The organism is Ensifer oleiphilus, assembly GCF_013371465.1.
Taxonomy (GTDB): domain Bacteria; phylum Pseudomonadota; class Alphaproteobacteria; order Rhizobiales; family Rhizobiaceae; genus Ensifer; species Ensifer oleiphilus.
Genome location: NZ_JABWDU010000003.1, coordinates 378,061 through 403,709 on the forward strand (window position 1 = coordinate 378,061; position 25,649 = coordinate 403,709).

General features: G+C 61.2%; 19 protein-coding genes and 1 pseudogene. 7 read left to right on the forward strand and 13 right to left on the reverse strand.

All coding sequences use genetic code 11. The annotated features are described in order from the left end of the window. Positions 1 to 14: 14 nt before the first annotated feature. From HT585_RS14475 to pcaD, 5 genes are all read right to left on the reverse strand, one after another. Positions 15 to 1,070, reverse strand: a complete 1,056-nt coding sequence (locus HT585_RS14475) for a 3-carboxy-cis,cis-muconate cycloisomerase (RefSeq protein ID WP_176353601.1) — start codon at positions 1,068 to 1,070, stop codon at positions 15 to 17. A 117-nt stretch (positions 1,071 to 1,187) separates the two neighbouring features. Continuing rightward, positions 1,188 to 1,802, reverse strand: a complete 615-nt coding sequence (pcaG, locus tag HT585_RS14480) for a protocatechuate 3,4-dioxygenase subunit alpha (RefSeq protein ID WP_176353602.1) — start codon at positions 1,800 to 1,802, stop codon at positions 1,188 to 1,190. Further along, complete coding sequence (gene pcaH, locus HT585_RS14485; RefSeq protein ID WP_176353603.1) at positions 1,802 to 2,551, reverse strand: protocatechuate 3,4-dioxygenase subunit beta; 750 nt, start codon at positions 2,549 to 2,551, stop codon at positions 1,802 to 1,804. Before pcaH ends, pcaG begins: the two co-directional genes overlap by 1 nt. A gap of 12 nt (positions 2,552 to 2,563) precedes the next feature. Continuing rightward, complete coding sequence (gene pcaC / locus HT585_RS14490; RefSeq protein WP_176353604.1) at positions 2,564 to 2,968, reverse strand: 4-carboxymuconolactone decarboxylase; 405 nt, start codon at positions 2,966 to 2,968, stop codon at positions 2,564 to 2,566. Then, on the reverse strand, positions 2,961 to 3,773 hold the full coding sequence (gene pcaD, locus HT585_RS14495) for a 3-oxoadipate enol-lactonase (RefSeq protein ID WP_176353605.1): 813 nt from the start codon (positions 3,771 to 3,773) through the stop codon (positions 2,961 to 2,963). The genes pcaC and pcaD overlap by 8 nt, the downstream gene beginning before the upstream one ends. A 93-nt stretch (positions 3,774 to 3,866) precedes the next feature. Here pcaD and pcaQ point away from each other — a divergent pair, with 93 nt between their 5' ends. Next, positions 3,867 to 4,793, forward strand: coding sequence for a pca operon transcription factor PcaQ (pcaQ, locus tag HT585_RS14500; RefSeq protein WP_176353606.1), 927 nt, complete (start codon positions 3,867 to 3,869; stop codon positions 4,791 to 4,793). Positions 4,794 to 5,268: 475 nt separating this feature from the next. Here pcaQ and HT585_RS14505 read toward each other — a convergent pair whose 3' ends face one another. Genes HT585_RS14505 through HT585_RS14515 form a run of 3 tightly spaced genes read right to left on the reverse strand, consistent with a single transcriptional unit; the run spans position 5,269 to position 10,117 of the window. Further along, a complete protein-coding gene (locus HT585_RS14505) occupies positions 5,269 to 6,810 on the reverse strand; it encodes a SpoVR family protein (protein ID WP_176353607.1) in 1,542 nt (513 codons plus the stop codon). 12 nt (positions 6,811 to 6,822) lie between these two features. Beyond that, entirely contained in the window at positions 6,823 to 8,142 is a 1,320-nt protein-coding gene (locus HT585_RS14510; protein ID WP_176353608.1) for a YeaH/YhbH family protein, read from the reverse strand. Between the two features lie 25 nt (positions 8,143 to 8,167). After that, positions 8,168 to 10,117: a PrkA family serine protein kinase gene (locus HT585_RS14515; protein ID WP_176353609.1), complete on the reverse strand. Its 1,950-nt coding sequence runs from the start codon at positions 10,115 to 10,117 to the stop codon at positions 8,168 to 8,170. A 425-nt stretch (positions 10,118 to 10,542) separates the two neighbouring features. Here HT585_RS14515 and HT585_RS31740 point away from each other — a divergent pair. From HT585_RS31740 to HT585_RS14525, 3 genes and pseudogenes are all read left to right on the forward strand, one after another. Continuing rightward, positions 10,543 to 10,647 (forward strand): annotated as a pseudogene (locus HT585_RS31740) (acyl-CoA thioesterase); the annotation flags it as partial. Between the two features lie 11 nt (positions 10,648 to 10,658). Then, positions 10,659 to 10,844, forward strand: a complete 186-nt coding sequence (locus HT585_RS14520; protein ID WP_176353297.1) for a hypothetical protein — start codon at positions 10,659 to 10,661, stop codon at positions 10,842 to 10,844. 190 nt (positions 10,845 to 11,034) lie between these two features. Then, positions 11,035 to 11,580 (forward strand): GNAT family N-acetyltransferase, encoded by a 546-nt coding sequence (locus HT585_RS14525; protein WP_210270420.1) that lies wholly within the window; start codon positions 11,035 to 11,037, stop codon positions 11,578 to 11,580. On the opposite strand, the gene pobA is transcribed toward HT585_RS14525, so the two are convergent. Beyond that, complete coding sequence (pobA, locus tag HT585_RS14530) at positions 11,559 to 12,731, reverse strand: 4-hydroxybenzoate 3-monooxygenase (protein ID WP_176353610.1); 1,173 nt, start codon at positions 12,729 to 12,731, stop codon at positions 11,559 to 11,561. The genes HT585_RS14525 and pobA overlap by 22 nt on opposite strands. Before the next feature lie 114 nt (positions 12,732 to 12,845). Here pobA and HT585_RS14535 point away from each other — a divergent pair, with 114 nt between their 5' ends. Then, positions 12,846 to 13,733: a helix-turn-helix domain-containing protein gene (locus HT585_RS14535; protein WP_176353611.1), complete on the forward strand. Its 888-nt coding sequence runs from the start codon at positions 12,846 to 12,848 to the stop codon at positions 13,731 to 13,733. Positions 13,734 to 14,107: 374 nt separating this feature from the next. Here the strand turns inward: HT585_RS14535 and HT585_RS14540 are convergent, their stop codons facing one another. Continuing rightward, complete coding sequence (locus HT585_RS14540) at positions 14,108 to 20,944, reverse strand: autotransporter domain-containing protein (protein ID WP_176353612.1); 6,837 nt, start codon at positions 20,942 to 20,944, stop codon at positions 14,108 to 14,110. A gap of 259 nt (positions 20,945 to 21,203) precedes the next feature. Then, a complete protein-coding gene (locus HT585_RS14545) occupies positions 21,204 to 22,100 on the reverse strand; it encodes a LytTR family transcriptional regulator DNA-binding domain-containing protein (protein WP_176353613.1) in 897 nt (298 codons plus the stop codon). A gap of 671 nt (positions 22,101 to 22,771) precedes the next feature. Here HT585_RS14545 and HT585_RS14550 point away from each other — a divergent pair. Then, positions 22,772 to 23,233 (forward strand): acyl-CoA thioesterase, encoded by a 462-nt coding sequence (locus HT585_RS14550; protein WP_176354174.1) that lies wholly within the window; start codon positions 22,772 to 22,774, stop codon positions 23,231 to 23,233. 413 nt (positions 23,234 to 23,646) lie between these two features. After that, positions 23,647 to 23,850, forward strand: coding sequence for a hypothetical protein (locus HT585_RS14555; protein ID WP_176353614.1), 204 nt, complete (start codon positions 23,647 to 23,649; stop codon positions 23,848 to 23,850). A 77-nt stretch (positions 23,851 to 23,927) separates the two neighbouring features. On the opposite strand, the gene HT585_RS14560 is transcribed toward HT585_RS14555, so the two are convergent. After that, the gene (locus HT585_RS14560; RefSeq protein ID WP_176353615.1) at positions 23,928 to 24,590 is read right to left on the reverse strand and encodes a sulfite oxidase-like oxidoreductase; all 663 of its coding nucleotides are present in this window, start codon (positions 24,588 to 24,590) and stop codon (positions 23,928 to 23,930) included. A gap of 178 nt (positions 24,591 to 24,768) precedes the next feature. Further along, positions 24,769 to 25,524: an IclR family transcriptional regulator gene (locus tag HT585_RS14565; RefSeq protein WP_176353616.1), complete on the reverse strand. Its 756-nt coding sequence runs from the start codon at positions 25,522 to 25,524 to the stop codon at positions 24,769 to 24,771. Positions 25,525 to 25,649 lie beyond the last annotated feature (125 nt).

A 25,649-nucleotide genomic window follows, 5' to 3' on the forward strand; every position in this document is an offset into this window, starting at 1 on the left:
CAGCCTCCTGGGGCTCAAGCAGATCCGAGACGCCTGATATTGCCGGCAAGCTCGGCGGCGAGCCTCAGGGCAGCTGCCGTTGCACCTGCCATCTGCGGCATGATCAGCCATTCGAGCGTCCAGGCGGCACCGGAGCGCTCCTGCTCGTGTACCAATGCATGATGGACGCCGGACAGCTGGGTCGCGTTGAAGCGGGCAAGCGCCACCAGAACCTCGGCTGCGACAGGGTTCTGCTTGTGCGGCATCGCCGAGGATCCGCCACCGCCAGCCAGTTCGATTTCATCGCCCTGCTGCGCCATCAGGGCTATGTCCTGCCCGAATTTACCGAGGCTGCCGGTGACCAGCGACAGCGCATTGGCGAAATCGGCAACTTCCGAACGCTGGCTGTGCCATTGCGGAAAGTCGGCAAGTGCCAATTCCTCGGCGAGCGTCGCGCGCACATCCTCCGCCTTGTCCTGCAACTTGTCGAGCGTACCCGCCGCGCCGCCGAATTGGACGGCAAAGAGGTCGCGCTCCATCGCCTCCAGCCGATCCTTGTGATCGAGCAACGGTTCGATCCAGGTCCGCAGCCGATCTGACACGGTGATCGGTATCGCTGCCTGCATGCGTGTGCGGCCCATCAACGTCCGCTCTCCCCATTGGTCGTCGCACTCTTCCAGAACCGACACGACATCGCCGAGGCGGGTGGCGAACAGCTCGGCAACGGCCTTCATGCGCAACATCAGGCTGGTATCGATGACATCCTGGCTGGTCGCGCCAAAATGCACGTGCGCTGCCGCCTCGCCGCCGACGGTGGCCCGCAATTGCCGCACGAGTTCGGGGACCACAACGCCATCAACCGCCATGCCCCGCCGGAGTGCTGCCACGTCGGGAGAAAAGCCGCGACAAGCCTCGGTGATCCGGTCGGCAGCACTTTCCGGTATCACGCCATGGATAGCTTCCGCACGCGCGAGCGCGGCCTCGAAAGAAAGCATGGCATGAATGTCGGCGGCGGTCGAAAACTCGGCCGCGACCGCCTCATCGCCGAGAAGCCCGGAGAGATAGGGATGATCGAAAGCGGAATAGGTCATGGTCCCCCCGATGATTGCCGCGATGGACGCCGGCGCTTGAACGGAATGCCTCATTCTCGTCTGGGCCATCCACGCACCGGGATGCAATGGACCGGCCCCAGGCATGACATTCCGGTTTCAGATGTCGAGGAAGACCGTTTCCTTCTCACCCTGCAGGTGAATGTCGAACATATAACTAGGGGCGCTGCCGGTCGCGACAAGCGTAGCGACGCGGTGCCGGTGTTCGACGCGCAAAAGCAGGGGATCGGCGGCATTCGCCTCCGCTTCGTCGGGGAAATACATCCGCGTGTGCAGGCCGACATTAATGCCGCGCGCGACGATCCAAAAGGTGATATGCGGCGCCATCGGCCGGCCGTCCTTGAACGGGACACGACCCGGCTTGATCGTCTCGAACCGAAAAGCGCCATCTTCGCCGCCGGTCGGACAGCGTCCCCAGCCGGAGAAAGCCGGATCGGCCGCACCGCGCAACTCCGACGGTGAGTTGTAGAGGCCGGCCGCATCCGCCTGCCAGATTTCCACCAGCGCATCCTTGAGCGGCGTTCCTGTACCGTCGAGCACCCGACCGCTGACGGTGATGCGTTCGCCAAGCGTCCGTTCGCTGACCATCGTCGTGCCGAGGTCGGTATCGTAGACGCCGCCAATACCGCAGAAATTCGGCGTGAGACCGATATGCACATAAGGGCCAGCCGTCTGCGAAGCTGTTTCCTTGAGGTAATCGAGCGCCTGGACCATCAGTTGCCCTCCATGCGGTTTTCAAACAGCGTCGAGCGACGACCGCGCAGGATGATATCGAACTTGTAGGCTCGCGCGTCCATCGGGATGGTATTGGCCCAGTCGAGCGGCGCGATCAGTTGTTCGATCGCACGGCGATCGGCAATCGTGTTGACGATCGGACACTTCCAGATCATCGGGTCGCCCTCGAAATACATCTGGGTGATCAATCGCTGTGCAAAGCCGTGGCCGAAAACCGAAAAGTGGATGTGGGCCGGACGCCAGTCGTTGACGCCGTTCGGCCAGGGATAGGGACCGGGCTTGATCGTACGGAAGGAATAAAAGCCTTGCTCGTCTGTGATGGTGCGACCACAACCACCAAAATTCGGATCGAGCGCTGCGAGATAGCTTTCCTTCTTGTGGCGGTAGCGCCCGCCGGCATTGGCCTGCCAGAATTCGAGAAGCGCGCCGGAAACGGCCCGTCCGCGTTCGTCGAGCACCCGCCCGTGAACGATGATGCGTTCGCCGATCGCGCTTTCGCCCGGCTTGGCGAAATTGTGGATGAGGTCGTTGTCGAGTTCGCCCAGCATCGAATGGCCGAACACCGGTCCGGTGATTTCGGAGATCGTGCCATCGAGCGACAACAGCGCCTTCTGAGGCGAGCGTAGCACGGAAGTCTTGTAGCCCGGCGTCAGTGCCGGCGCGTGCCAGTTTCTGTCGCGCGGAAAGAAGGCGCCGGTCTCGGGTTTCCGGTCTGCTCTGTCGGACATCTCGTTCTCCCGTCAGGCCGCCTCGCCGGCGTCCATTTCCGCAAACACCTGCTTGACGATCTTGATCGCGTGGTTGGCTGCGGGAACACCGGCATAGATCGCCACGTGCAGCAGCGCCTCGCAGATGTCGTCGCGCGTGGCGCCGGTATTGGCCGTGGCGCGCACATGCATGGCAACCTCCTCGTCCTGGCCAAGTGCTGCCAGAAGCGCAATCGTCACGATCGACCGCTCGCGTTTGGTCCAGGTCGGACGCGACCAGACGTGCCCCCAGGCGGCCTCGGTGATCAGCTCCTGGAATGGCCGGTCAAAATCGGTGGAAGTCGATTGCGCCCGGTCGACATGGTTGTCGCCAAGAACGGCCCGCCGGGTCGCCATGCCCTGGCGATAGCGGTCGGAGGGCGCGAAGGCATCATTCATGGCTCTTGTCTCCATGCATTACAATTTCAAAGAAGGCCCGCAATACGGCGGTCAAAGCCTCCGGTTTTTCGACGCAGGGGATATGGCCGGCGTCGCGGATGACCTCGTAACGGGCGCCGGGTATGAGGCGAGCGGTTGCGAGCACCACGTCCGGCGGCGTCGAGCCATCCTGGTCGCCAACGACGCAAAGGACGGGCACGGCGATGCGGGCCGCCGCTTGCGTATAGTCGGCGTCGCGGATCGCTCCGCAGGTGGCGGCATAACCCGTCGCCGACTGGCGGATCAGCATGTTGCGATAGCCGATCAACGCCGCATTTTCCGGGCGTCGGAACTCGGGCGTGAACCAGCGTTCGAGGATGCCGTCGGCGATCGCCTCAATACCGTGCTCCTCTATCGCGGCGATGCGCTGCGCCCAAAGCTCTGCTGTACCGATCTTGTGGGCGGTGTCGCATAGGACGAGGGCCCGCACGAGATCAGGGCGCTGCTGGTAGAGCGACTGGGCGATCAGCCCGCCGACCGAAAGCCCGCAGATGATCGCCTGTTTGACCGAGAGCATGTCGAGAAGGCCGGCCAGGTCGTTGGCATGGTCTTCGATTGCATAAGGGACGGGGCCGATATCGGAGAGGCCGTGGCCGCGCTTGTCGTAAAGAACGATCGCATAGTCGCCGGCAAGACGCACGATGACATCACGCCAGATCCGAAAGTCCGTACCCAGCGAATTGGCAAAGACCAATACCGGCCGCTCGGCCGTGGCGCCGATGACCTGATAGTGGATGGTAATGTCGTTGATGCGGGCAAACTGCACGGCACGTCTCCTCTGCAACCAAATTGTCTGTTTAATCTGGTTAGGTAAAATGATATTTCACGGCATTCCATTAACTCAAGGGTTATGAATTCGATGGTCGACGCCCGGGTCAAGTTTCGTCATCTGCAGACGTTTGTCGAGGTCGCTCGCCAGAAGAGCGTGATGAAGGCGGCCGAACTCCTGCATGTCAGTCAGCCCGCTGTTACCAAGACCATCCGCGAGCTGGAAGAAGTCCTGGGCGTCGCCGTTTTCGAGCGCGAGGGGCGCGGCATCAAGATCACCCGTTATGGCGAGGTCTTTCTTCGCCACGCCGGCGCGGCGCTGACGGCGCTTCGCCAGGGCCTCGATTCGGTTTCGCAGGAGCGTTCCGGCGATGGCGTCCCGGTGCGCATCGGCGCCCTTCCGACAGTCTCAACGCGCATCATGCCGCGGGCGATGTCGCTCTTTCTGAAGGAAGACACCGGCGCCAGAATCAAGATCGTCACCGGCGAAAATGCCGTGCTTCTCGAACAGTTGCGCGTCGGCGATCTGGACCTCGTCGTCGGCCGCCTGGCGGCGCCCGAAAAGATGACCGGTTTTTCCTTCGAGCATCTCTATTCCGAACAGGTGGTCTTTGCCGTTCGCGCCGGGCATCCCCTGCTTTCCGGCACGCAATCGGCTTTCGCGCATCTTGGCGACTACCCGGTGCTGATGCCGACACGCGCCTCGATCATTCGCCCCTTCGTCGAGCATTTTTTGATCGCCAACGGCATACCGGGCCTACCCAACCAGATCGAAACCGTGTCCGATGCCTTCGGCCGCGCCTTTGTGCGCACCAGCGATGCGATCTGGATCATTTCGGCGGGTGTGGTCGCCAGCGATATCGATGACGGCACGCTTGCGATCCTGCCGATCGACACCAGCGAGACCAAGGGCCCGGTCGGCCTGACAATGCGTGCCGACTCCGTGCCATCGTTACCGCTCGCCATCCTCATGCAAACTATCCGCGAGGCGGCATCGGACATCTCCCAGAAACCATGACGGCGGTCGGAAGTACCCAGCTGCCTTCTACATCGCCTCACCCACGAGGCTAGGCGCGTAGCTCTCTGGCCAAGCCAGCGAACAGACAATACCTGATCGCCACCGCCGCGATAGGAATTACCTCGATAGCGACGGTCGGCGCGGCATGAGCGGGTCACCGTCGCCAGCAGCATGATCGCTCAAGGCTTCTCACTGGCTGACCGTCGCGGGATTTGGCTTTCGCCGTCCAACCGCATCCTGCTTGACTAACGCACGTGGCCGGACGGCACGCAAAAGCGAGATCATTTTGCAGCCGCTTGGAACGTCAACCGGATGCGCGCTTGTACGGGTCTGAGGACAGACCGGAAATACCGCGAAAACTCGTCCTCCGGTAGATTAGGCGTGTCCGGAGTTCACGGCCAACCCTAAGGCCGCGCCTAACTGGCGCCCATGAAAAGTAATGAAAGATTGCCCACGATGACTGCTTGCTTTGCGGTCACGTTTGTGCGGATGAACATTCATAGAGCACTTTGCTGGTTGAAGCATCGATACCCGCCAGGCTCACATCATATCCCCAAAGCCGGCTGATGTGGGCAATCGTCGCGTCGCGATTGTTTTCTTCCAGCAGGAGGCCGTTCTTGACCACGTGCTTCAATCGAAGTTGCCGATCGCCAAGCAGATCGACATCAACCACCTGTATTTCCGGTCTATTTGCCACAGGGTCATAGTTCCGAGCGAGCGCGGCGCGCACGGATGAATAGCCCCGCTCGTCATGGATGGAAGTGACCTCACAAAATTTGTTGGTCGCGCGGTCAGAGAGATGAAACAGGCGAAATTTGCGGATCACCGCCGGGCTCAAATACTGCAGAATGAAGGAATCATCGCGATGGTTTTCCCAGGCGTCAATCAGCGTGCCCATCGGGTCGCCATTGCCGGAAATGGTAGGAAACCAGTCCCGATCCTCTTGCGTCGGCGTGGTGCAGATGCGTTCGATGTCCTGCATCATCGCAAAGCCCAGCGCGTAAGGGTTGAGGCCGTTGAAGCGGGGATTATCAAAGCCCGGCTGAAAGACAACATTGGTATGACTCGCCAGCAACTCCAGAATTGCGCCTTCACTGATTCTACCCTGGTCGAACAGTCTGTTGATAATGGAATAGTGGACGAAGGTCGCACAGCCCTCGTTCATCACTTTGGTCTGACTTTGCGGATAGAAATATTGCGCGATCACGCGAACAATCCTCAAGATCTCGCGCTGCCAGGGTTCAAGGATCAGACTGTGCTTCTCGAGGAAATAGAGCAGGTTCTCCTCGGGAAGGTTAAGCGTCTTCTTCCGTTCCAACGCCTCGCGCTCCGTCTCCTCGATATCGGATGTTCCACCTGCCGCTGGCAGCGTCCGCCACAAGTCGCTATATGTCTGCTCCTCGTATTCCAGCCGTTCCCGCGCACGCTCCGTCACCTTTTCCGATGAGAGCCGGGGGGGACGGCGATAGTGGAATACGCCGTGATCCTGCAAAGCATGAGCCGAATCGAGGATTTCCTCCACCGCACTAAGGCCGTGCCGCTCCTCACATTTGGCGATGTATTTCTTGGCGAAGTCCATGTAGCCGAGGATGGCGCCTGCATCCGTCCACTGGCGGAACAGATAGTTGTTTTTGAAGAAGTGATTGTGACCGAAGGCAGCATGCGCGGTGACCAGCGCCTGCATCGGCATTGTGTTCTCCTCCATGAGATAGGTGATGCAGGGATTGGAGTTGATCACGAGTTCATACGCCAGCCCGCGATAGCCTTTTTGATAGAGTTGGCTTTCGAAAACGAAGCGCTTGCCAAACGACCAGTGCTGATACATCAGCGGCATGCCGACGGACGAATAAGCGTCGAGCATCTGCTCGGAGGAGATGATCTCGACTTGGTTCGGATAGACATCTAGTCCCATCTCACCGATCGCAATCGCCTCGATCGCATCATAGGCGCGCGAAAGTGTCGCAAAATTCCATTCGGAACCGTCGAACAGCAGACTTGAGACTGGCCGTCTTGCCATTCGCGCGTCCCCTCACCTGCTCAATTGACCGGATTGATGCCGGGCAAAAAGTTTTCGGAAGACGGGGTAGATGTCGGCGGGTCTTGAAACCCGCGTCATCTGGAAATTGGGCACCGCGCTATCAACCTTGCGGTAGGCGCGCCAGAGTGAGGTGCCGTTGTCCGTCGAGCCGAATATTCCGCTCTCGCGCTCGTCTATGATCTCGACATAGGCGTAATACTGGCACAGACGCATGAGTGATCCCCGCAGAAGTTCGGCGCACCGCTCCGAGTCACCGTTGGCATTGTCGCCATCGGAGGCCTGGGCTGCATATATGTTCCAAAGGTTCGAGGGATAGCGATCCTCAATGACCTGCAGCATTTCCTCAAGCGCCGTGGAAACAACAGTGCCTCCACTCTGCTTGCTGAAAAAAAACGTCTCCTCGTCAACTTCCCGCGCTTCGTCCGTGTGGCGAATGAACACGATGTCAATCCGCTCGTAACGGCGCTTAAGAAACAGGTGCAAGAGAACAAAGAAGCGCTTGGCAAGGTCCTTCTCGCGTTCACCCATCGAGGCCGAGACGTCCATCAGGCAGAACATCACCGCGCTCGCATTCGGCAAGGGCTGACGTTCGAAACGATTAAACCGCACGTCAACGGGATCGACATAGGCAATACGCCGCCGCCGCCGTTCAAGCGCTTCCAGTTCTTCGCGCGCCTGCGAGAGCCTGTGGCGCTGTTGTGAGGATGGTTGGTTTTCCCCGTTCAGGGCCGCGATCTCGTCAACAAGCGCCTGAAATTCTTTCTCGCTCGGGCGGCGCAGGGCCATGCGCCGACCGAAGCTATTGCGCATCGTTCGACCAACATTAATGTTGCTAGGAGTGCCCACCGTCGAAAACCCGACGCGATGGGATTTGTATCTGACGGTCTCCCTCAGGCTCAGTTTCACCATATCCGGAAGCTCAAGATCTTCAAAAAAAAGATCGAGCACTTCCTCGCGCGAAAGCAGGAAAACAAAATCGTCCGCGTGTTCGCCCCGGCCAGGTTTAGCGCCGCCCCCTTCACCGGCGCCGGCATTCGGTTTACCAAGTCGGTCTCCCGGCGAAAAAATCTCGTTTCCGGGCAGGACATACTGCCGATCGCCACTGTTGCTCGAATGCCGGAAACTAGGCTCGTCTGCTCCCCGGTTCGGGATCGGAACGCCGTGGGTGGCGTCCACATCGGTGATCTTGTCTGACCTTATCTGATCCCTGATGGTCCGCTTCAACTCATCGTGGACTCGCTTAAAAAAGCGCTTCCTGTTGCCGAGGTTCCTGTCCTTGGGGTTAAGCCGGCGATCGATAAAGTTCGGCATTTTCCCGTCCCCCGCATCGGCATCATCAACCGGCCTTGTTGACCCGCATGTACCAATCGACGAGCCGCCGGACCTGACGTACGGTATAGCCCCGTTCGGTCATGCGCTCAACGAACTCAGCGTGCTGCTTTTCGGTCGCGCTGTCCTTCTTCGAGCCGAAGCTGATGACCGGCAAAAGATCCTCGACCTGCCCGAACATGCGCTTCTCGATGACTTCCCGGAGCTTTTCGTAGCTGGTCCAGGCAGGGTTGCGCCCGTTGTTCCTGGCGCGGGTACGCAAAGTGAACTTTACAACTTCATTGCGGAAATCCTTGGGGTTAGCAATTCCTGCAGGCTTTTCGATCTGTGACAACTCGCCATCGAGAACGTTGCGATTTAGGATTTGGCCTGTATCGGGATCCTTAAAATCTTGATCCTCGAGCCAGGCGTCCGCGTAGGCGATGTAGCGGTCAAACAGGTTCTGACCATACTCACTATAAGATTCTAGATAGGCCTTCTGGATCTCGTGACCGATGAACTCCGCATAGCGAGCGGCGAGCTCCGAGCGGATAAAATCGAGATAGTTCGCTTCGATCTCTTTGGGAAATTGCTCCCGCCGGATAGCCTGTTCAAGGATATACATCAGGTGAACCGGATCGGCAGCGACTTCCTTAGTGTCGTAGTTGAAGGTCTCCGACAGAACCTTGAAAGCAAAGCGGGTGCTTACACCGGTCATGCCCTCATCGACGCCTGCGGCGTCGCGATACTCCTGCAGGGACTTCGCCTTGGGATCGGTGTCCTTCAGGTTTTCGCCGTCATAGACCCGCATCTTTGTGTAGGTCGGCGAGTTTTCGTGCAGAGAGAGACGCGTCGCCACCGTAAAGCGACTAAGGTTCTCCAGCACTTCGGGCGCGCACGGGCTCTCGGATAGTTCGCTCTCGCGTAGCAGCTTTTCATAGATGAGCCGTTCCTCCGTGACACGAAGGCAATAGGGAACCTTGACGACCAGTATTCGGTCGAGAAAGGCCTCGTTGTTCTTATTGTGCTTGAATTGAAGCCATTCCGACTCGTTGGAATGCGCAAGTACCACGCCCTGATAGGGAAAGGCTCCGAAGTTCTCGGTGCCGTTGTAGCTTCCTTCCTGCGTGGCGGTGAGCAGTGGATGCAGAACCTTGATCGGCGCCTTGAACATTTCGACGAATTCGAGGAGCCCTTGCGTTGTCCTGTTGAGCCCGCCGCTATAAGAATAGGCGTCAGGGTCGGCTTGGCTGAAATTCTCTAATTGACGGATATCGACCTTACCTACCAGCGCAGAAATATCCTGGTTGTTCTCGTCACCCGGTTCGGTCTTGGCGATGGCGATCTGGCGCAGACGTGACGGCATGAGCTTTACGACGCTGAACTTCGAAATGTCGCCGCCGATTTCGTCTAGCCGCTTGGCCGCCCAGGGCGACACCAAATCGGTGAGCCGCCTTTTTGCAATTCCGTATTTGTCTTCGAGAAGATCCCCCATGTGATCGCGGCTGAACAGACCGAGGGGCGATTCAAAGACGGGGCTTATCTTCCCGTCGATCGCCAACGTGTATATCGGCTGTTGCTCCATCAGCTTCTTGAGGCGTTCGGCAAGAGACGATTTGCCGCCACCTACCGGCCCCAACAGGTAAAGGATCTGCTTGCGTTCCTCGAGCCCCTGCGCGGCATATCGGAAGTAGCCAACGATCCGCTCGATCGTGTCTTCCATTCCATAGAAGTCAGAGAAGGAGGGGTAAACCTTGATGGTTCGGTTAGCGAAAATCCGCCCCAAGCGCTCATCCGCGCTCGTATCAATCAGCTGGGGCTCGCCGATCGCGGTAACCATGCGCTCCGGCGCCGTGGCGTACATGCTCTTATCGTCGCGACAGGCCAGGAGATATTCCTGTAAGCTTACTTTCTCTTGCACTCCACTCGCGTACGTCTTTGAAAATACGTCGAATACATCGCCGTCGCTGGTCCTCATTGAACCCTCCTGCGGCCGCCGAAAGTCAGACTTCTGATACGGCCACTACGCTGTTTGAAAACACACTCGGGACGGGTTTGTTCCCGAATTTGGCTGCCTTCACTGCACCTAGAGAAATCAGACCATTTGATAGTAACACAACGGCCAGCCATCTCCGCACCTAATCAGAATAGCAAATTCGAGGTATCAAATGCGAAAATCGGCTTGAAACAGTCGCCAATCAGGCTTTCAGGAACGCCAACTCGTTCATGGCTGCCGTCGAGGGAGGCATCCAAAGATTTTCTTTGGCGGCCAAATCGTCGACGATGCCGACTTGCCCTGCCGGTCGGTAGACTACAAAGTTTTGGTTCTATCGGCCCTTAAGCGCCGCAATCGTCCAAGACGGAGGCAACGTGGAAGCCGGACACGATACCAGCGAGCTTGGAATGGTCGTTTTCATGACGCCCGACATGGCCAATTTCAGCGGCAAGGTCCATGGTGGCGCCCTCCTGAACCTTCCGAATGGCGTCGCGCACTTCTTGGCCGCCCGGAGGAATGCTGCGTGCAAATCATCGCCTTCACGACCAAGCCCTTTGCCGAAAACGACGCAACTGTCCGCACCAGCATCAACAATGGGGGTAGGCGCTGCTTTCTGCGCGCGCTCGACAAAACTGCCAAAGCTGCGGCCGACCCGTTCCGCCAGGCCTCTTCCAAAGCTGCTGGTGACGGCAGAGATGACATTCATTGACGCACCGCGCCTGTTTCAACGAAGATGTGCAATCACAAGCCCGGGGGCGCGCGCCGAACAAAATAGGCAAAAAAGGCGTACGGTGGACCGCAGCAAGCGCAGACGCCAACGGCAAAACACCACTTTACAACGCTTCCTCAAACGCAAGAATGCGACGACACAGAACTCCATTACAGAAACGCCATCCGCCGTGCCGATCTCCCTTCGCTCCTTCCTCCTCGAAGATGCCGCAGAGCTCGGCACCTGGTTTCCGACCGCCGAAGCGCTCACCCAGTGGGGTGGGCCGGGGCTCGGCTTTCCGCTCGATGCGGCGCAGCTCGTAGAGATGTACGCTTCGACCTTGGGCGATCCACCGGCGCGCTGGATGTTTGCCGGCGTTGTCGATGGCGAGCTTGCCGGCCACGCCCAGGTGGCGCTCGACTGGGACAATGGCGTCGGCCGCCTCAGCCGTGTCGCGATCAATCCAGGGTTCCGCGGACAGGGCCTCGCCCACCCTTTCCTCCAGCGCATCATCGAACGGTTCTTCGCAGACGCTCGCTTCGAGCGGCTGGAACTCAACGTCTACACCTTCAATACCGCTGCGATCCGCACCTATCTCAAACTCGGCTTTATCGAGGAAGGCGTGCGGCGGTCTTCCGCCAGGGTCGGCGATGTCAGATGGGACACCGCCCTCTACGGCATGCTTCGCAGCGATCTCGCCGCAAAGAGCCCGCTTCAGAACGGCAGCCCGACGTAGTTTTCCGCAAGAGCCGTCGAGGCTGCGCGCGAATGCGTGAGATAGTCGAGCTCCGCCTCCTGGATCTTCTGGTCGAAATCGCCGGTATCCGGAAAACGATGCAGCATTGTGGTCATCCACCAGGAAAAGCGAACCGCCTTCCAGACCCTTGCCAGCGCATGTGTGGAATAGGCGTCGATGCCGGCATTCGAGCGATCCTGGTAGTGTTCCAGCAGCCCTTCGAAGAGATAGTGCACGTCACTCGCCGCAAGGTTCAGGCCCTTGGCGCCGGTGGGCGGCACGATGTGGGCCGCATCCCCGACGAGGAACAGCCGTCCAAAACGCATCGGCTCGGCAACAAAGGAGCGAAGAGGTGCAATCGACTTCTCGAATGACGCCCCGGTTACGAGCGCCTCGGCGTGGTGGGCCGGCAGTCGCCGCCTCAGTTCGTCCCAGAAGCGCTGATCGGTCCACGCCTCGACCTTCTCGTCGAGCGCGCACTGAAGATAGTATCGGCTGCGGGTTTGCGAGCGCATCGAACAAAGCGCAAACCCGCGCGGATGGTTGGCATAGATCAGTTCGTGGCTGACCGGCGGGACGTCGGCAAGGATGCCGAGCCAGCCGAAGGGATAGATCTTCTCGAAGGATCGGATCGCCTTTTCGGGAACCGACTTGCGGCTAATCCCGTGAAAGCCGTCGCAACCGGCGATGAAGTCGCAATCGATGCGATGCGTTGTGCCGTCCAGGTCATAGGTGACGCAGGGCGCATGGCCATCGAAATCATGCGGCACGACATTTGCGGCCGCGTAGATCGACGGGGCGCCGGTGCGCGCACGCTCTTCCATCAGGTCGCGCGTCAGTTCCGTCTGGCCATAGACCATGACCCGCTTGCCGCCGGTCAGTTCGTGAAGGTCGATGCGGTGATCGCGGCCATCGAAGGCCAGCGAAAAGCCATCATGCGGCAGACCTTCGGCGTGCATGCGAGCGCCGGATCCGGCTCGATCCATGAGGTGAATCGTACCCTCCTCCAGCACGCCCGCGCGCACCCGGCCCAGAATGTAGTCCTTGCTGACGCGATCGAGAATGACATTGTCGATGCCCGCACCGGTCAGCAATTGCCCAAGCAGAAGGCCCGATGGGCCGGAACCGATGATGACGACCTGTGTGCGCATGCCTTCCTCCCGAAACTGACTTTTGACAAAATCTTGCGCGGGAGCGCCTTTGGCCTCAATGGACATTTCGGCCAAGAAATTGCACTAATCGAACATCGTTGACGGATGCACACGATGAAACGACATATCCCGACCTACGAGCTTTATGGCGAAGAAACGCGAGAACGGCCAGATTTCTGGCTGCATTGCGAAACGATCCCTTCGCGCAGCAGCCTGCACCATTGGGAGATCGGGCTGCATCGTCACGAGAGTTTCTTTCAGATCTTGTACATTGGCGACGGGTCGGGAGATGCGGTGTTCGGCGACACGGTGCACGCCATTCGCCCGCCGGTGATGATCACCGTGCCGCCGGCAACCAGCCATGGGTTCCGTTTCTCCCGAGATATCGACGGGTTCGTCTTCACCGTCCTCGCCTCGAACCTCAGGGTATCACCCGGCGAGCGCAGCCGCCTTGGCGCCTGGATGGCCGCACCACGCGTAACCCGCCTCGACACCAACGAAGACGGCCGTTATGTGGCGTTGACGCTTGCCCGGCTGGGGGCGGAATGGCAGGCCAACCGGAGCCACCGCACCGACCTGCTCGACGCCTATCTGACGTCGGCGTTGACGCTGAGTGCCCGCCTCGGCGAGGCGCATCCGGTCAAGGACGATGCCGCCGACACGCAAGACGAACGGCGCGTCGAGCACTTCCTGGGCCTTGTCCAGCAACACCACCGCGCACACAAGCCGGCGGCGTTCTATGCACGCGAACTTGGCCTCTCGCCAACCCATCTCAATCGTATCGCCCGCAGCGTCACCGGCCAGAGCGCGCACGAAATCATCGCGCGCAAGCTGACAGACGAAGCCCGACGTGAGCTCGTTTTCACCCGCGGTAGCGTCCAGGAAATCAGTTTCAGGCTGGGCTTTGCCGATCCCGCCTATTTCTCCCGTTTCTTCCTGCGCCAGACCGGGATGACACCCAGAGCATGGCGGCTTGCGGAGCGCACGAAGCTCGGAGCGTAAAGCATATCGCGCAAAAGTGTGCAGCTGTTTTGCGCTAACGAGATGCGTGAAAACAAGACCTTAAAGCGCGCCAAGCGAATCTGAAAGATCGCGACGCGCTTTAAACGCGGATGGCGTTGGCCCGCGATCCGAGGGAGCGCCGAACTGGCCGAGGTCGTCATTGCAATCAATTGTCAGACGAGCCCACAGCACGACATGAGGTCCGCGTACCCCGTGGACGCATGTGTGGATGGTATCCGAACGGCCGCGCTGAGCGGAGACGGTGGCGTTTGCTGCGGCCGGCACTCATGCGCCCGAGCCGCCGTTTCGGACAAGAAAAGCCGCCTGTCAACGTCAGACATGACCTCGACAGGCGGCTGTTCGGCTGCGATCGCTTAAAACTTGAGGCTCAGGTTTGCCTTGAACGTCTGATCGCTGACGCCGCTGGCGAACTGTCCGGCGTAGGTCAGTCCGAAATTGGCCTCCGGCGTAAGCGCAAAGTCCAGGCCGGCTTCAAGCACCGCTGCATTCTCGGCGATCGGAATGCCGGCGATGACAAAGGTGCTCGTTGACGAGAACCCGTTCGACGACAGCGGCAGCGTGTCGCCAAAGGCGTGCTTCCAGCCGATCGTACCGCGCGCCGTAGCCAACACGCCGCCGAGGTCGAAGCTGGTGGCTGCACGCAGACCCAGTGTGGTGAACGTCGTATCCTGCGACGCATCCTTGCCAACGAGCGCTGCTGCCCCGCCACTTTCGGCGAAGCCGTCGCGGTTGAGGTGGACATAGGCAAGATTGGCAAACGGCTCCAAATCGACCGACCCGGTTTTGACGGCATAGGCAAACTCTCCGAAGACCTGGCCGGTGCCGGCATTATAGTCGGCGTCTAGACGATCGGAGAAACCAGGGAACGAAATCGAGCGGTTCGTCTCGATGTCGTGCCAGCTATAGGCTGCACCCGTGCGCAGCGAAGCGTCACCCCATTGTCCGCCGGCATAGAGCCCAAGATGATAATTGTCGGATGTTGCAGAGGAGTACCGCGCGTCGACATCCATCGACGAGCGCGAGTAGCCGGCAAGCGCGCCGACGGTCCATTCGTCCACCTGCGTATCGGCGCCGACGAAGAAGCCGCCGATGGATCGATCTGCCTTGGCCGCGTTGCCGTCGCCATCCCAGCGTCCCCAGGAACCGAATCCCTGGGACCACAGGGCGAGCTCGCCCGTTTCGACCGCTGTGCTTCCGGGCGATTGCTTGGCGCCGACGGCCCCGAGGACCGTACGCAGACGATCGTTTGCCGCGTCGCGCAGGAACCGGCTATCCTCGACCAGGATCGACTGGAAGGAACTGTGAACCTCGCCGGAAAGCAGATCGAAAGCCTTACGTGCCGCTTCGGGCGTTGCCGAAAAGGCAATGGCGTTGAGGACGGGGTTGGCCAGGCCCAAGCGGTCGATAGCGGCACTGGTGGCGATCTGGTTGCGGGTCTGACCGACGCTGGCAAAGCTGAGATCGTTGCGGCTCAGCTTCAGCGACAGGTCGTTTCCATCGCCGCCGCTGTAATCGACGGTCGGATCGAGGAACACCAGGTTGTCGACGATCGACGCGAAGGTGCCGGTGATCGCCCCGGAGCTCGTCTTGTCGATGAGAATGAACGGGCCGTTGATCGGGTTCCAGCTCGCCGCCGTGTTGGGGGAAAGCAGGAGGTCGAGCGTAGCACCGGAGATATCGACACTGCCCGAAACGATCAGCTTGTCGGTGGCTGTGGGCGTGCCTTCGATCTGCAGAACGCCGTTGTTGGTATAATTGCCTGCGATCGTCTGCGTGCCGATCGAATTGCCCGGAGCATGGACGCCACCGGCCTGGATCGTGGTGTTGCCAAGCGTACCGGTGCCGCCGAGACGCGCTCCGCGCCGGATCGTGGTCAGGCTGGAGTTCGCCAACGAGCCGTTGACGATCAGGTCACCCGACTTGATGTCTGTCGCGCCGGTGAAAGTGTTCACGCCCGTCAGGGTCAGCTTGCCCGTGCCTGCCTGAGAAAGAGTGCCGTTGCCCGAGACCGTGCCGGCATAGGTGACGTCGTTCGAGCGGTTGTAGATCAGCGCGCCGTTGTTGGCGATCGAGCCGAGGAAATTGCCGGAACCGCCGATCCAACCGGTCGTGCCGCCATTGCCGAGCTGCAGCGTGCTGCCCGTGCCAACGGTTACCGCGCCTGACGTGCTGTTGTTTGCCGTCAGCGTCAGCGTGCCCATGCCGATCTGCGAGAACGAGCCGGGGCCGCTGATCGAGCCCGCATAGGTCGTGTTGGCGGAGCTGTTGAAGACGAGCGCGCCGTAGTTGGTGACATTGGATGCCAGAGAACCGCCCGTGCCACCATCGCCGACCTGCAGAGTTGCGCCCTGGGAGATGCCGGCGCCGCCGGTAAAGCCGTTGGTGCCCGTCAGAACCTGCGTGCCAGCACCGATCGAGATGCCGCCGGTGCCGTTGATCGCACCGGAGAACGTGCCCGTAGCGTTGTTGATGATCAGCGTCTTGCTGCCGAGCACCACCTGCCCGCTGCCGGCGAGCGACTTGATCTGTGCAGAAGCCGCCGCGGAAACGTCGAAGGTGCCGTCGGCCGTCAAGCCGCTTGAGGCGTTGATCCGGCCTTGGCCTGACAACGCCAGTGTGCCGCCGGCAGCAATGCTCGTTGCACCCGTGTAGGTGTTCATGCCCGTCAGCGTCAGCGTGCCGGTGCCGACCTTGTTGAGGCCGCGGCCAGTTCCACCGTCCTGCAGTACCGTACCGATCGTCGTCGTCACGCCGCTGCCGACATTGATCGTCGCCGCCGTGCCGCTCGCCGGATTGAAGGCGAGCACGCCACCGTTGATGGTATAGCCGCTGCCATCGGTCGTCGCGGAGAACTGCAGCGTGTCGAAGCTCTGTGTGCCGACGACGTTGACGGTGCCGCCGGTGGCGCCGGCAAACACGCCGACGGATCCGCCGAAGGTACCGTTGACGCCGGCATTCAGCGGGTCGCCGGTCCAGTTGGTGCCGGCAGACGTCCAGGTACCGGTGCCGCCGGTGACCGCACCATTGCCTGTCGTGTCCGCACCGTCCCAGAACTGCATCGTCTGGCCGGTGCCGAGCACCGACAGATTGACCTGCTTGGCGATGGCCGTCTGGACCTGATGACTGGCAACAGTGAAGCTAGGGGCCGTCGATGTGGCAGTCGTCGTTGCAAAGCTGCCCGTGAGCGTACCGTCATATTCGAACAGCCGGTAATAACCGGCCGAAGCCACCCGAGCGTCCAGCGCACCGCCGAGCGTCAGGTTACCGCCCACCTTCACCAGATCGTTGTCGGTGCTGCCGACGAGGCCGGGCGTGTTCAGCTCGAACACCGACGTGGATCCAGCGCCGAGTGTAAGATCGCCAGCGATCGTCAACGTGCCCGGACTGTTGCCGGCCGAAAGCGTGCCATCGACCGTGACATCGCCCCCGACCTCGCCCGACCCGCCGAGCGTGCCGCCGGTGCTGACATTGACGTTACCGCCAATCTTGCCGTTGACGTAGGTCGTGCCCGACGTCACCGACGTTGCGCCGTTGAACAGCGAATTGTCGCCCGTCAACGTCAGCTTGCCCGTGCCCGCCTGGGTCAACGTGCCGTTGCCCGAGACAGTGCCGGCGTAGATTACATCGTTCGAGCGGTTGTAGACGAGCGCGCCGTTGTTGGCGATCGAGCCCGTGCCACCGACCCAGCCGGTCGTGCCGCCATTGCCGAGCTGCAGCGTGCTGCCCGCACCGATCGTTACCGCGCCGTCCGTGCTGCTGTCTGCCGTCAGCGTCAACGTGCCCGCGCCGATCTGAGAAAACGTTCCGTCGCCAGTGATCGAGCCGCCATAGGCCAAGTTGCCGGAACGATCGAAGACCACGGCACCGTTGTTGAAGATGTCCGAGACGATGGAGCCACCCGCGCCGCCATCGCCGATCTGCAGCGTCGCGCCAGTACTCGTCACCGCACTGCCGGTAAAGGTGTTGGCACCGGTCAGAACCTGGGTGCCGCCATTGACGGAAATGCCGCCGGCGCCGGTGATCGCGCCGGAGAACGTACCGGCCGCGTTGCTGATGGCCAGCCACTTGCTGCCGAGCACAACCTGGCCGCTGCCAACAAGCGACTTGACCCCCGGCGCGCCCGCCGCCGAGATGTCGAGGGTGCCGTTGGCAGTCAGACCGCTCGAGGTGTTGATCCGCCCCTGACCCGAAAGCGAAAGCGTACCGCCCGCCGCGATCGTCGTCGCGCCAGTATAGGTGCTGGCGCCGGTCAGAACCTGTGTGCCAGCCGCGACATTGACGCCGCCGGTGCCGGTGATCGCGCCCGCGAATGTGCCGGTGGCGTTGTTGATATCAAGGGAATTGCTGCCGAGCACCACCTGGCCGCTGCCGCTCAGCGACTTGATCTGCGCCGATGTGGCCGCCGAGACGTCGAAGATGCCGTTGGCCGTCAGGCCGCTCGAGGTGTTGATGCTGCCCTGTCCGGTCAGGGCCAGCGTACCGCCCGCGTTGATGCTCGTCGCGCCGGTATAGGTGTTCGCGCCCGTCAGCGTCAGCGTGCCGTTGCCGACCTTGTTGAGCCCGCGACCAGTCCCGCCATCCTGCAGCACCGAGCCAATCGTGGTTGAAACGCCACTGCCGACATTGATCATTGCCGCTGTGCCGCTTGCCGGGTTGAAGGTAAGCGCATCCCCATTGAGGGTGTAGCCTGTGCCACCGGTCGTCGCCGAGAACTGCAGCGTGTCGAAGCTCTGCGTGCCGACGACGTTGACGGCACCGCCGTTCGTACCGGCAAACACGCCGACCGATCCGCCGAAGCTGCCGTTGATGCCGGAACGCGCCGACGGGCCGGTCCAGTTGGTCCCTGTCGAAGACCAGGTTCCGGTGCCGCCGTTGACCGCGCCGTTGCCGGTCGTGTCCACTCCATCCCAGAAGTGCATCGTCTGGCCAGTGCCGAGCACAGAGAGATTGACCTGCTTGGCAATGCCCGTCTGGACCTCGTGGCTGGCAACCGTGAAGCTCGGCGCCGTCGATGTCGCAGCCGTCGCAGCAAAACTGCCCGTGAGCGAACCGTCATATTCGAACAGCCGGTAATAACCGGCCGACGCCACCTGAGCATTCAGCACGCCGCCGAGCGTCAGGTTACCGCCGACCTTCACCAGATCGTTGTTGCCGGCACTGCCGACGAGGCCGTGTGCGTTCAGCTCGAACACAGACGTGGAGCCGGCATTGAGCGTCAGGTCACCACCGATCGTCAGCGTGCCCGGGCTGTTGCCGGCGGAAAGTGTGCCATTGACGGTGACGCCGCCGCCGATCCGGCCCGATCCACCGAGCGTACCGCCGGAGCCGACATTGACGTTGCCGCCAAGCTGGCCGTTGATATAGGCCGTGCCCGACGTCACGGACGTTGCGCCTGCAAACAGCGAATTGTCGCCCGTCAACGTCAGCTTGCCGGTTCCGGCCTGCGAAATCGTGCCGTTGCCGCTGATCGTGCCAGCATGGCTGACATCGTTCGAGCGGTTGTAAACGAGCGTGCCGTTGTTGGTGATCGGGCCTAGAAAATTGCCGCTGCCGCCGATCCAGCCTGTCGTGCCGCCATTGCCGAGCTGCAGCGTGCTGCCCGACCCGATTGTCACCGCGCCAGCCGTGCTGTTGTTGGCCGTCAGCGTCAGCGTGCCGCTACCGATCTGCGAGAACGTACCATTGCCGGTGATCGAGCCGCCATAGGTCGAGTTGCTGGAACTGTTGAAGACCACCGCGCCGCTGTTGAGAATGTTCGATACGAGCGAGCCGCCCGCGCCGCCGTCACCGATCTGCAGCGTCGAGCCGATATTGATACCCGCCTGACCGCTGAACGTATTCGCGCCGGTCAGCACCTGTGTGCCGCCACTGACAGAAATGCCGCCGCTGCCGTTGATCGCGCCGGAGAACGTACCGGTCGCATTGGTGATATTCAGCGTCTTGGTGCCGAGCTCCACCTGGCCGCTGCCGACAACAGACTTTACCGACGGTGCGCCCGCCGCCGAGACGTCGAAGACGCCGTCGGCCGTCAGGCCGCTTGAGGCGTTGATCCGGCCCTGGCCGGACAGGGCAAGCGTACCGCCCGCCGCGATCGACGTTGCACCGGTATAGGTGTTCATCCCACCCAGTGTCAGCGTGCCGCTGCCGGTTTTGCTAAGCGACCCGTTGCCCGTAATCGCACTGCTCAGACTACCGTTGCTGCTCTGCTCAATCGTCAGGCTGGCGGAATTGTTGATTGCAATGTTGCCAAAAAGGCCGGGGGACGTGGCCAGAAAACGGAATGTGTTGGCGCCGCCATCAAAGGTCATGGCATTGCCACCGGATTGCCCGTTGATGGAGCCGGAAGCACCCAGGTTCACAATCAGATCGCGTCCGAAGAGGCCCGAACCGCCCACGCCGCCTGTCCCGCCCGTTCCGGCCAGACCGCCCCACACAGTGCCGTTTACGTTCACCGTACCGCCGTTCAGCGCGCTGATACCGTGGCCGCCGTCGCCATTGCGCTTCTCTGACAGCTGACCGCCTGCACCACCGTTGCCACCGGCACCGCCCGTCACGTTGGTGTTCACCGTCAATGTTCCACCATTGACCAGTGCCGCGCCATCGCCGCCGTCACCACCGCTGCCGCCAAGTCCGATGCCGCCCGTCGCTGCACCACCATTGCCGCCGTTGCCACCCTGTCCGCCTGAAACGGGCGTGCCCGTTATGCTGTCCGTGCCGCCAGCGGCAATAATCCGGCCGTAGCCGCCGCCGCCGCCGCCGCCGCCGTCGCCGTTCGACGAGGAGCCGCCATCGCCACCGCGACCGGCTGCGATGCCGACGCTGCCGTGCGCACCGCCACCCCCGCCGCCGCCACCGCCATAATGTCCGCCGCTGCCGCTGCCATTTCCACCCGACGCACCGTTCGGGCTGCCGCCGGTCCCGCCGAAACCGCCAGAGCCGGCATCCCCGATACCTGTCTGACTTCCCGTGCCACCGGCCGCACCCGGCCCACCGCCGCCGCCGCCGCCGCTTCCGGCAATAGGCGCATTGCTGCCAGGCGTGCCCTGCAAATTGCCATCGACACTGCCGCCGGCGCCGCCCGAGCTCCCACCGTTGCCGCCCTTGCCTGCCGCCTGCGCCAGCGGCACGGCCGCGACCATGCCGAGTGCAAGGCCGGTGGCTGCGAACAACCACAGAGCAGTGCTGCTCATCAGCAAGCGTTGGTTGCTGGATGTGGAGCGCCCTCGATACGACGGTTGGCGACCCGTGCGTTCACCGCCCTTAAGCCCAGTAGCCAAGCCCTTAGTAATACAATTGATCTTTTTCAAAGGCTTGCCCTCCGCCCACAACTCAAAATATCCCAGGAAGCTGGCTTGCACGGCAACCCTGAAGCAGCAATGCCATATCGACGAAACAACCTACAGGTTCGACGAAGCAACAAAGCTAGGGGGATTCCGGCTGTGGAAAATCTCAGATCCCGAGCCGGCTGCGCAATTCCTGCCTGTAAGGCCGCGATACCGCCCAGGGCTGATCGAATCTGCGCAGGCGTACTGTCCAGGCTTGCTTGGTCGGGCCTGCGTGGCGATCCAACTCGGTTACATGCGATATGTTTATCACCGTGGTCCGGTGGATGCGCAGGAAGTTCGGTTTCGGCAGCAGGCCGATCCAGAACGAGAGCGGCCGCAGATCGAGAACGGCTGCTTCGTCTCTCAACCAGATCTGCGTGTAATCCTTCGCGGAACGCAGTCCGACGATCGCCGCCAATGGTACGCCGCGCGTGCGCCCCGGCATATGCAGATGCACGAGGGGTTCAGCGCCGTTGAGCGCACTTCCGGCAACCACGTCCCGTCGGCCATCCACCGGCGCTCGCCCGTAGCGGGCGATTCCGATCAACCTCGCACAGCGGGCGAGTTGGTGGATCTCGTCCACCGGCCACCGGCGTTTCGTCCTGGTCGCATCGAAGCCGATGCAGGCACGCAGAATGCAGTCGTGAAAGATCGGGACGCAAAGGACGCTCTTGTCGTTTTGCCTCAGCATTTCCGCCTGCAGGGCGCGCGCAGGACGCGGAAGATTGGCGACATCGTTGATCATCACCGCTTTGCCGGTGACCAGCCACTGATGCAGCCAGCCGATCATCGTCACCGGCGTCTGCTGCAGATCACTCACATGTGACGAGACGTCCTTGCCCACCCACTCCTCGGTATTTCGAAAGTGCAGAAAATCGTCGTCGTATTCGAACATCCACGCCCTGTCGGCACCGGCAAGCTTGCCGGTTTCCTCCAGAATTGCCGCAATCGCAATGTTGGCCGGCGAACCGATGAGGTGGGCGGCGGCCATATAGGCCCAGTCGTGCGATGGCTGCCTCATCGTGGGATGAAGACATTCGGCAATCGCGATCAGTTCGTATGGGGGGGCAGAGTCGGAAAGGTCGGACGGGTGAAATTGCTCATTCATGACGATCAATATTGAAGAAGGAAAAAAAGTGATAGGGAGGCGCTGTCACAATATGCAGCTGTCCTCCCGGGAAAAACGGGTAGGTAAAACGGCATCAACGCCCTGTGAGCGCCGAGGGGGGCGCCGCCCGGAGCGATCATGAAATAAACAATGGTCCAAGCGCGCTTCCGATGGCCCCCTCCATCGTCATACAGCGGCGTTCCTCAACGCCAGCATCCGCCCGCGTTGCCAGTAAAGGTTGCGGGCGAGAGGAATTCAAGACCTTTCGCCGCAACCGCAGACCCTTTTCTGGGTCGATCGCCCGCAGAACGATGCGGTATCGCTGCAAGATCCCTGCCCCGAAGCCGCCGGGCGCTCACGGAGCGGTTCTGCCCGCCGCGCTCGGCGGGGCGCGGACCTAGGCAGGCCGAAACATCTCGGCGTGGCTACCGAAGCTGGAGGAATGGACTTCAAGCCGGGGGCCGCAGTGCATATGATAACGACTACGTCTCCGGGAGGACGACGCAGACGTCGCCCAAGGGGGCTTTGTCAACCAATCCAGAGGAGTTGCCGTGGAAGCCGGACATGATACCAGCGAGCTAGAAATGGTCGTCCTGATGACGCCCGACATGGCCAATTTCAGCGGCAAGGTCCATGGTGGCGCCCTGCTCAATCTTCTCGACCGCGTCGCGTTCTCCTGCGCCTCACGCTATTCGCAGCAGTATGCGGTAACCCTGTCAGTGGACCAGGTCGTCTTTCGCCAACCGATCCATGTCGGCGAACTCGTGACCTTTCGCGCCTCGATCAATCATGCCGGGCGGACGTCGATGGAAGTCGGGATCCGCGTCGAAGCCGAAAACATCCGCACCGGCGAGCGTCGGCACACGAATTCCTGCTATTTCACCATGGTCGCCGTTGACGCCGAAGGGCGTCCGACTGCTGTTCCGCCCTACGATCCCGTCACCGCCGTCCGAAAGCAGCGCCAGCGCGCAGCTGAGGTCAGGAAAAGCTTGCGGCGTGAGTTCGAGGTCCGTTTTCAAGCTGCTGGGTCGTCTGCCGAAACCTGACCGCCGCAATTTGTGCGCTTCCACTTCGGCGGTGCTTCTGCATCGAAGCCAGGTCACTTTTTGCAACAAGGCCGCTCTTGTGTTTGGGCAGGCGGCCTGATGGTGTATCTTTTTGCCGGCCGGAGTTGAGTGACCAAGTGGTGCGGCCCATGCCCTGCGCATGGAACGGCGACCGTCTGGCCCCTCAAACCTGCTGAACCCTTAGAATCTTCGGCGCCATTCGCGTCGTACGCCTATGTATATGCACCGTGAAGATATCTCTGCGTTCTGAAGACCACCATGATGCGTTCAGAGTGATCGCGCCGAGTTCTGCATCTGGCGCCATTTTCGGGAACAAGCGAAACCACCTCTCAACGCCTGCAGCTTCGGGAAACCAGCACCGTATTTGCAGGCTTAGAAGATAGGAGATTCAAATGTCCACGTCCGAAACGGGAATGCAGTTTACTGAAGGCGTCGCGAATGGCGAAGTCCGGTACGATCTGGAGGATTTCATTCGCGCCTCCGGCATTCCGCCACAGGAGGCCCACGAGATGTTTACGAAATACGGGCCCTACAAGTCGGACCTGGACCCCTTGCTGAAGGCCCGGGCCGACCAGCATATGGATCTGATGAAGTAGGGTCACCTCGCCCGCCGGCCATGGCAGATAGTGGAGCGTGGCGACTGCCTCGCTCACCCCAGATCGCTGTCCGATCGTCAATCCGCGGAGTAACGCTCCTCGAGCCAGGGATCGCCACGCATGTGATAGCCGTTACGCTCCCAGAAGCCGGCTTCGTCGCTCGCTCGAAAATCGATGCGCGTCAACCACTTCGCGCTCTTCCAGAAATAGAGATGCGGCACGACGAGCCGCATCGGCCCACCATGGGTACGGCTGATCGGTTGCCCCTCCCAATCCGTGGCGAGGATTGCGGGCTCCGAGGCGAAATCGGCAAGCGGAAGATTGGTCATATAGCCATCGTAACTCGTCAGCATGACATGGGTTGCTTCCGGTTTCGGCATGACCAGATCGAGCAGGTCGTGCGTCAACACGCCTTGCCAGCGGTTGTCATAGCGCGACCAGGTCGTGACGCAGTGAATGTCGGAGAGGCTGTCACCCTGCGGCAAGGCCTTGAACGCTGCCCAGTCCAGCGACAGGCGCTGTTCGACGAGGCCGGTCACATCAAGGCGCCAGCGCTCCAAGCCGATCGCAGGCTGCTGCCCAAGGTCCAGCACCGGCCAATCCTTGACGAGGTGTTGGCCTGGTGGCAACCGTTCATCCTCAGGTCGGGCGACATGCCCGGTGAGAAATTTGCCCGCCGCCGCCCAGCGTCGCTTCGTCGTGGTCAGCTTTGTTTCCGTTGAGCGTTCGTCTTCGGTCATCGCATCCTACTCCGGTCTGCCGGATTAAAGCACGTCGCGCAAAAGTGTGCAGCGGTTTTGCGATAACGACATGCGTGCAAACAAGAACCTAAAGCGCGCCAAGCGAATCTGAGAGATCGCGATGCGCTTTAGAAGACCCGTCGCGGTTTCCGTCAGGCGCCAGGCGCAGGTATCACCGTCAGGGCAGCACAACGCGGAGCGCGGCCTGCGTCTCTTTCAGCAGCGGCAGATAGCGCTCGACCATCTCGGCAGCCGGCACATGGGCCGCCGGCGCACCGATGTTGAGTGCGGCGACGATCCGGTCGCGATCGTTTCGAAGCGGAACGGCGATGGAGCATAGGCCAATCTCCAGCTCCTGGTCGATGATCGCATAACCCTGTTGGCGCACGCGGCCGATCTCGGCCATCAGCTCTTCCGGGTCGGTTCTTGTGTGAGGCGTATTGGCCTTGAGGTCGGAACGGGCGAGCACGTCCCTCGCCTGCGCCTCCGGCAGTGCCGCGAGCCACACGCGCCCCATGGAAGCGCAATAGGCGGGCAGGCGTGAACCCGGCATCAGGCTGATCGACATCACCCGTTTCTGCGACGCGCGCGCGATGTAGACGATCTCCGTTCCGTCGAGCACGGAGGCGGAGGCGCTCTGTCCGGCCCGCTCCGAAAGCTGGTCAAGGTAGGGCTGGACGATTGCCGGCAGAGGCGTTGCGGAGAGATAGGCGTGGCCCAGCCGCAGCACCTTGGGCGTCAGCGAAAAGAACTTTCCATCATAGTCGGCATAGCCGAGTTCCGAGAGCGTCAGCAACGAGCGGCGGACGGTCGCCCGGTCGAGGCCGGTGATCTTGGCGGCCTCGGTGATCGTCAACTTCTGCTGGGTTTCGCCAAAAGCCTCGATGACGGTCAGGCCGCGGGCAAAACCACTGACGAAATCGGTTTCTCTCATCGTCCATCCTCAACTCATTGCCATTCATTCTGTGCGATATGCGAACAAATGTCAACTATCGCACAAAATATTTGACGTCCTCGGTTTTTGAGAGCCTATTTCAGGCCACTACGGGCAAGAAAAGG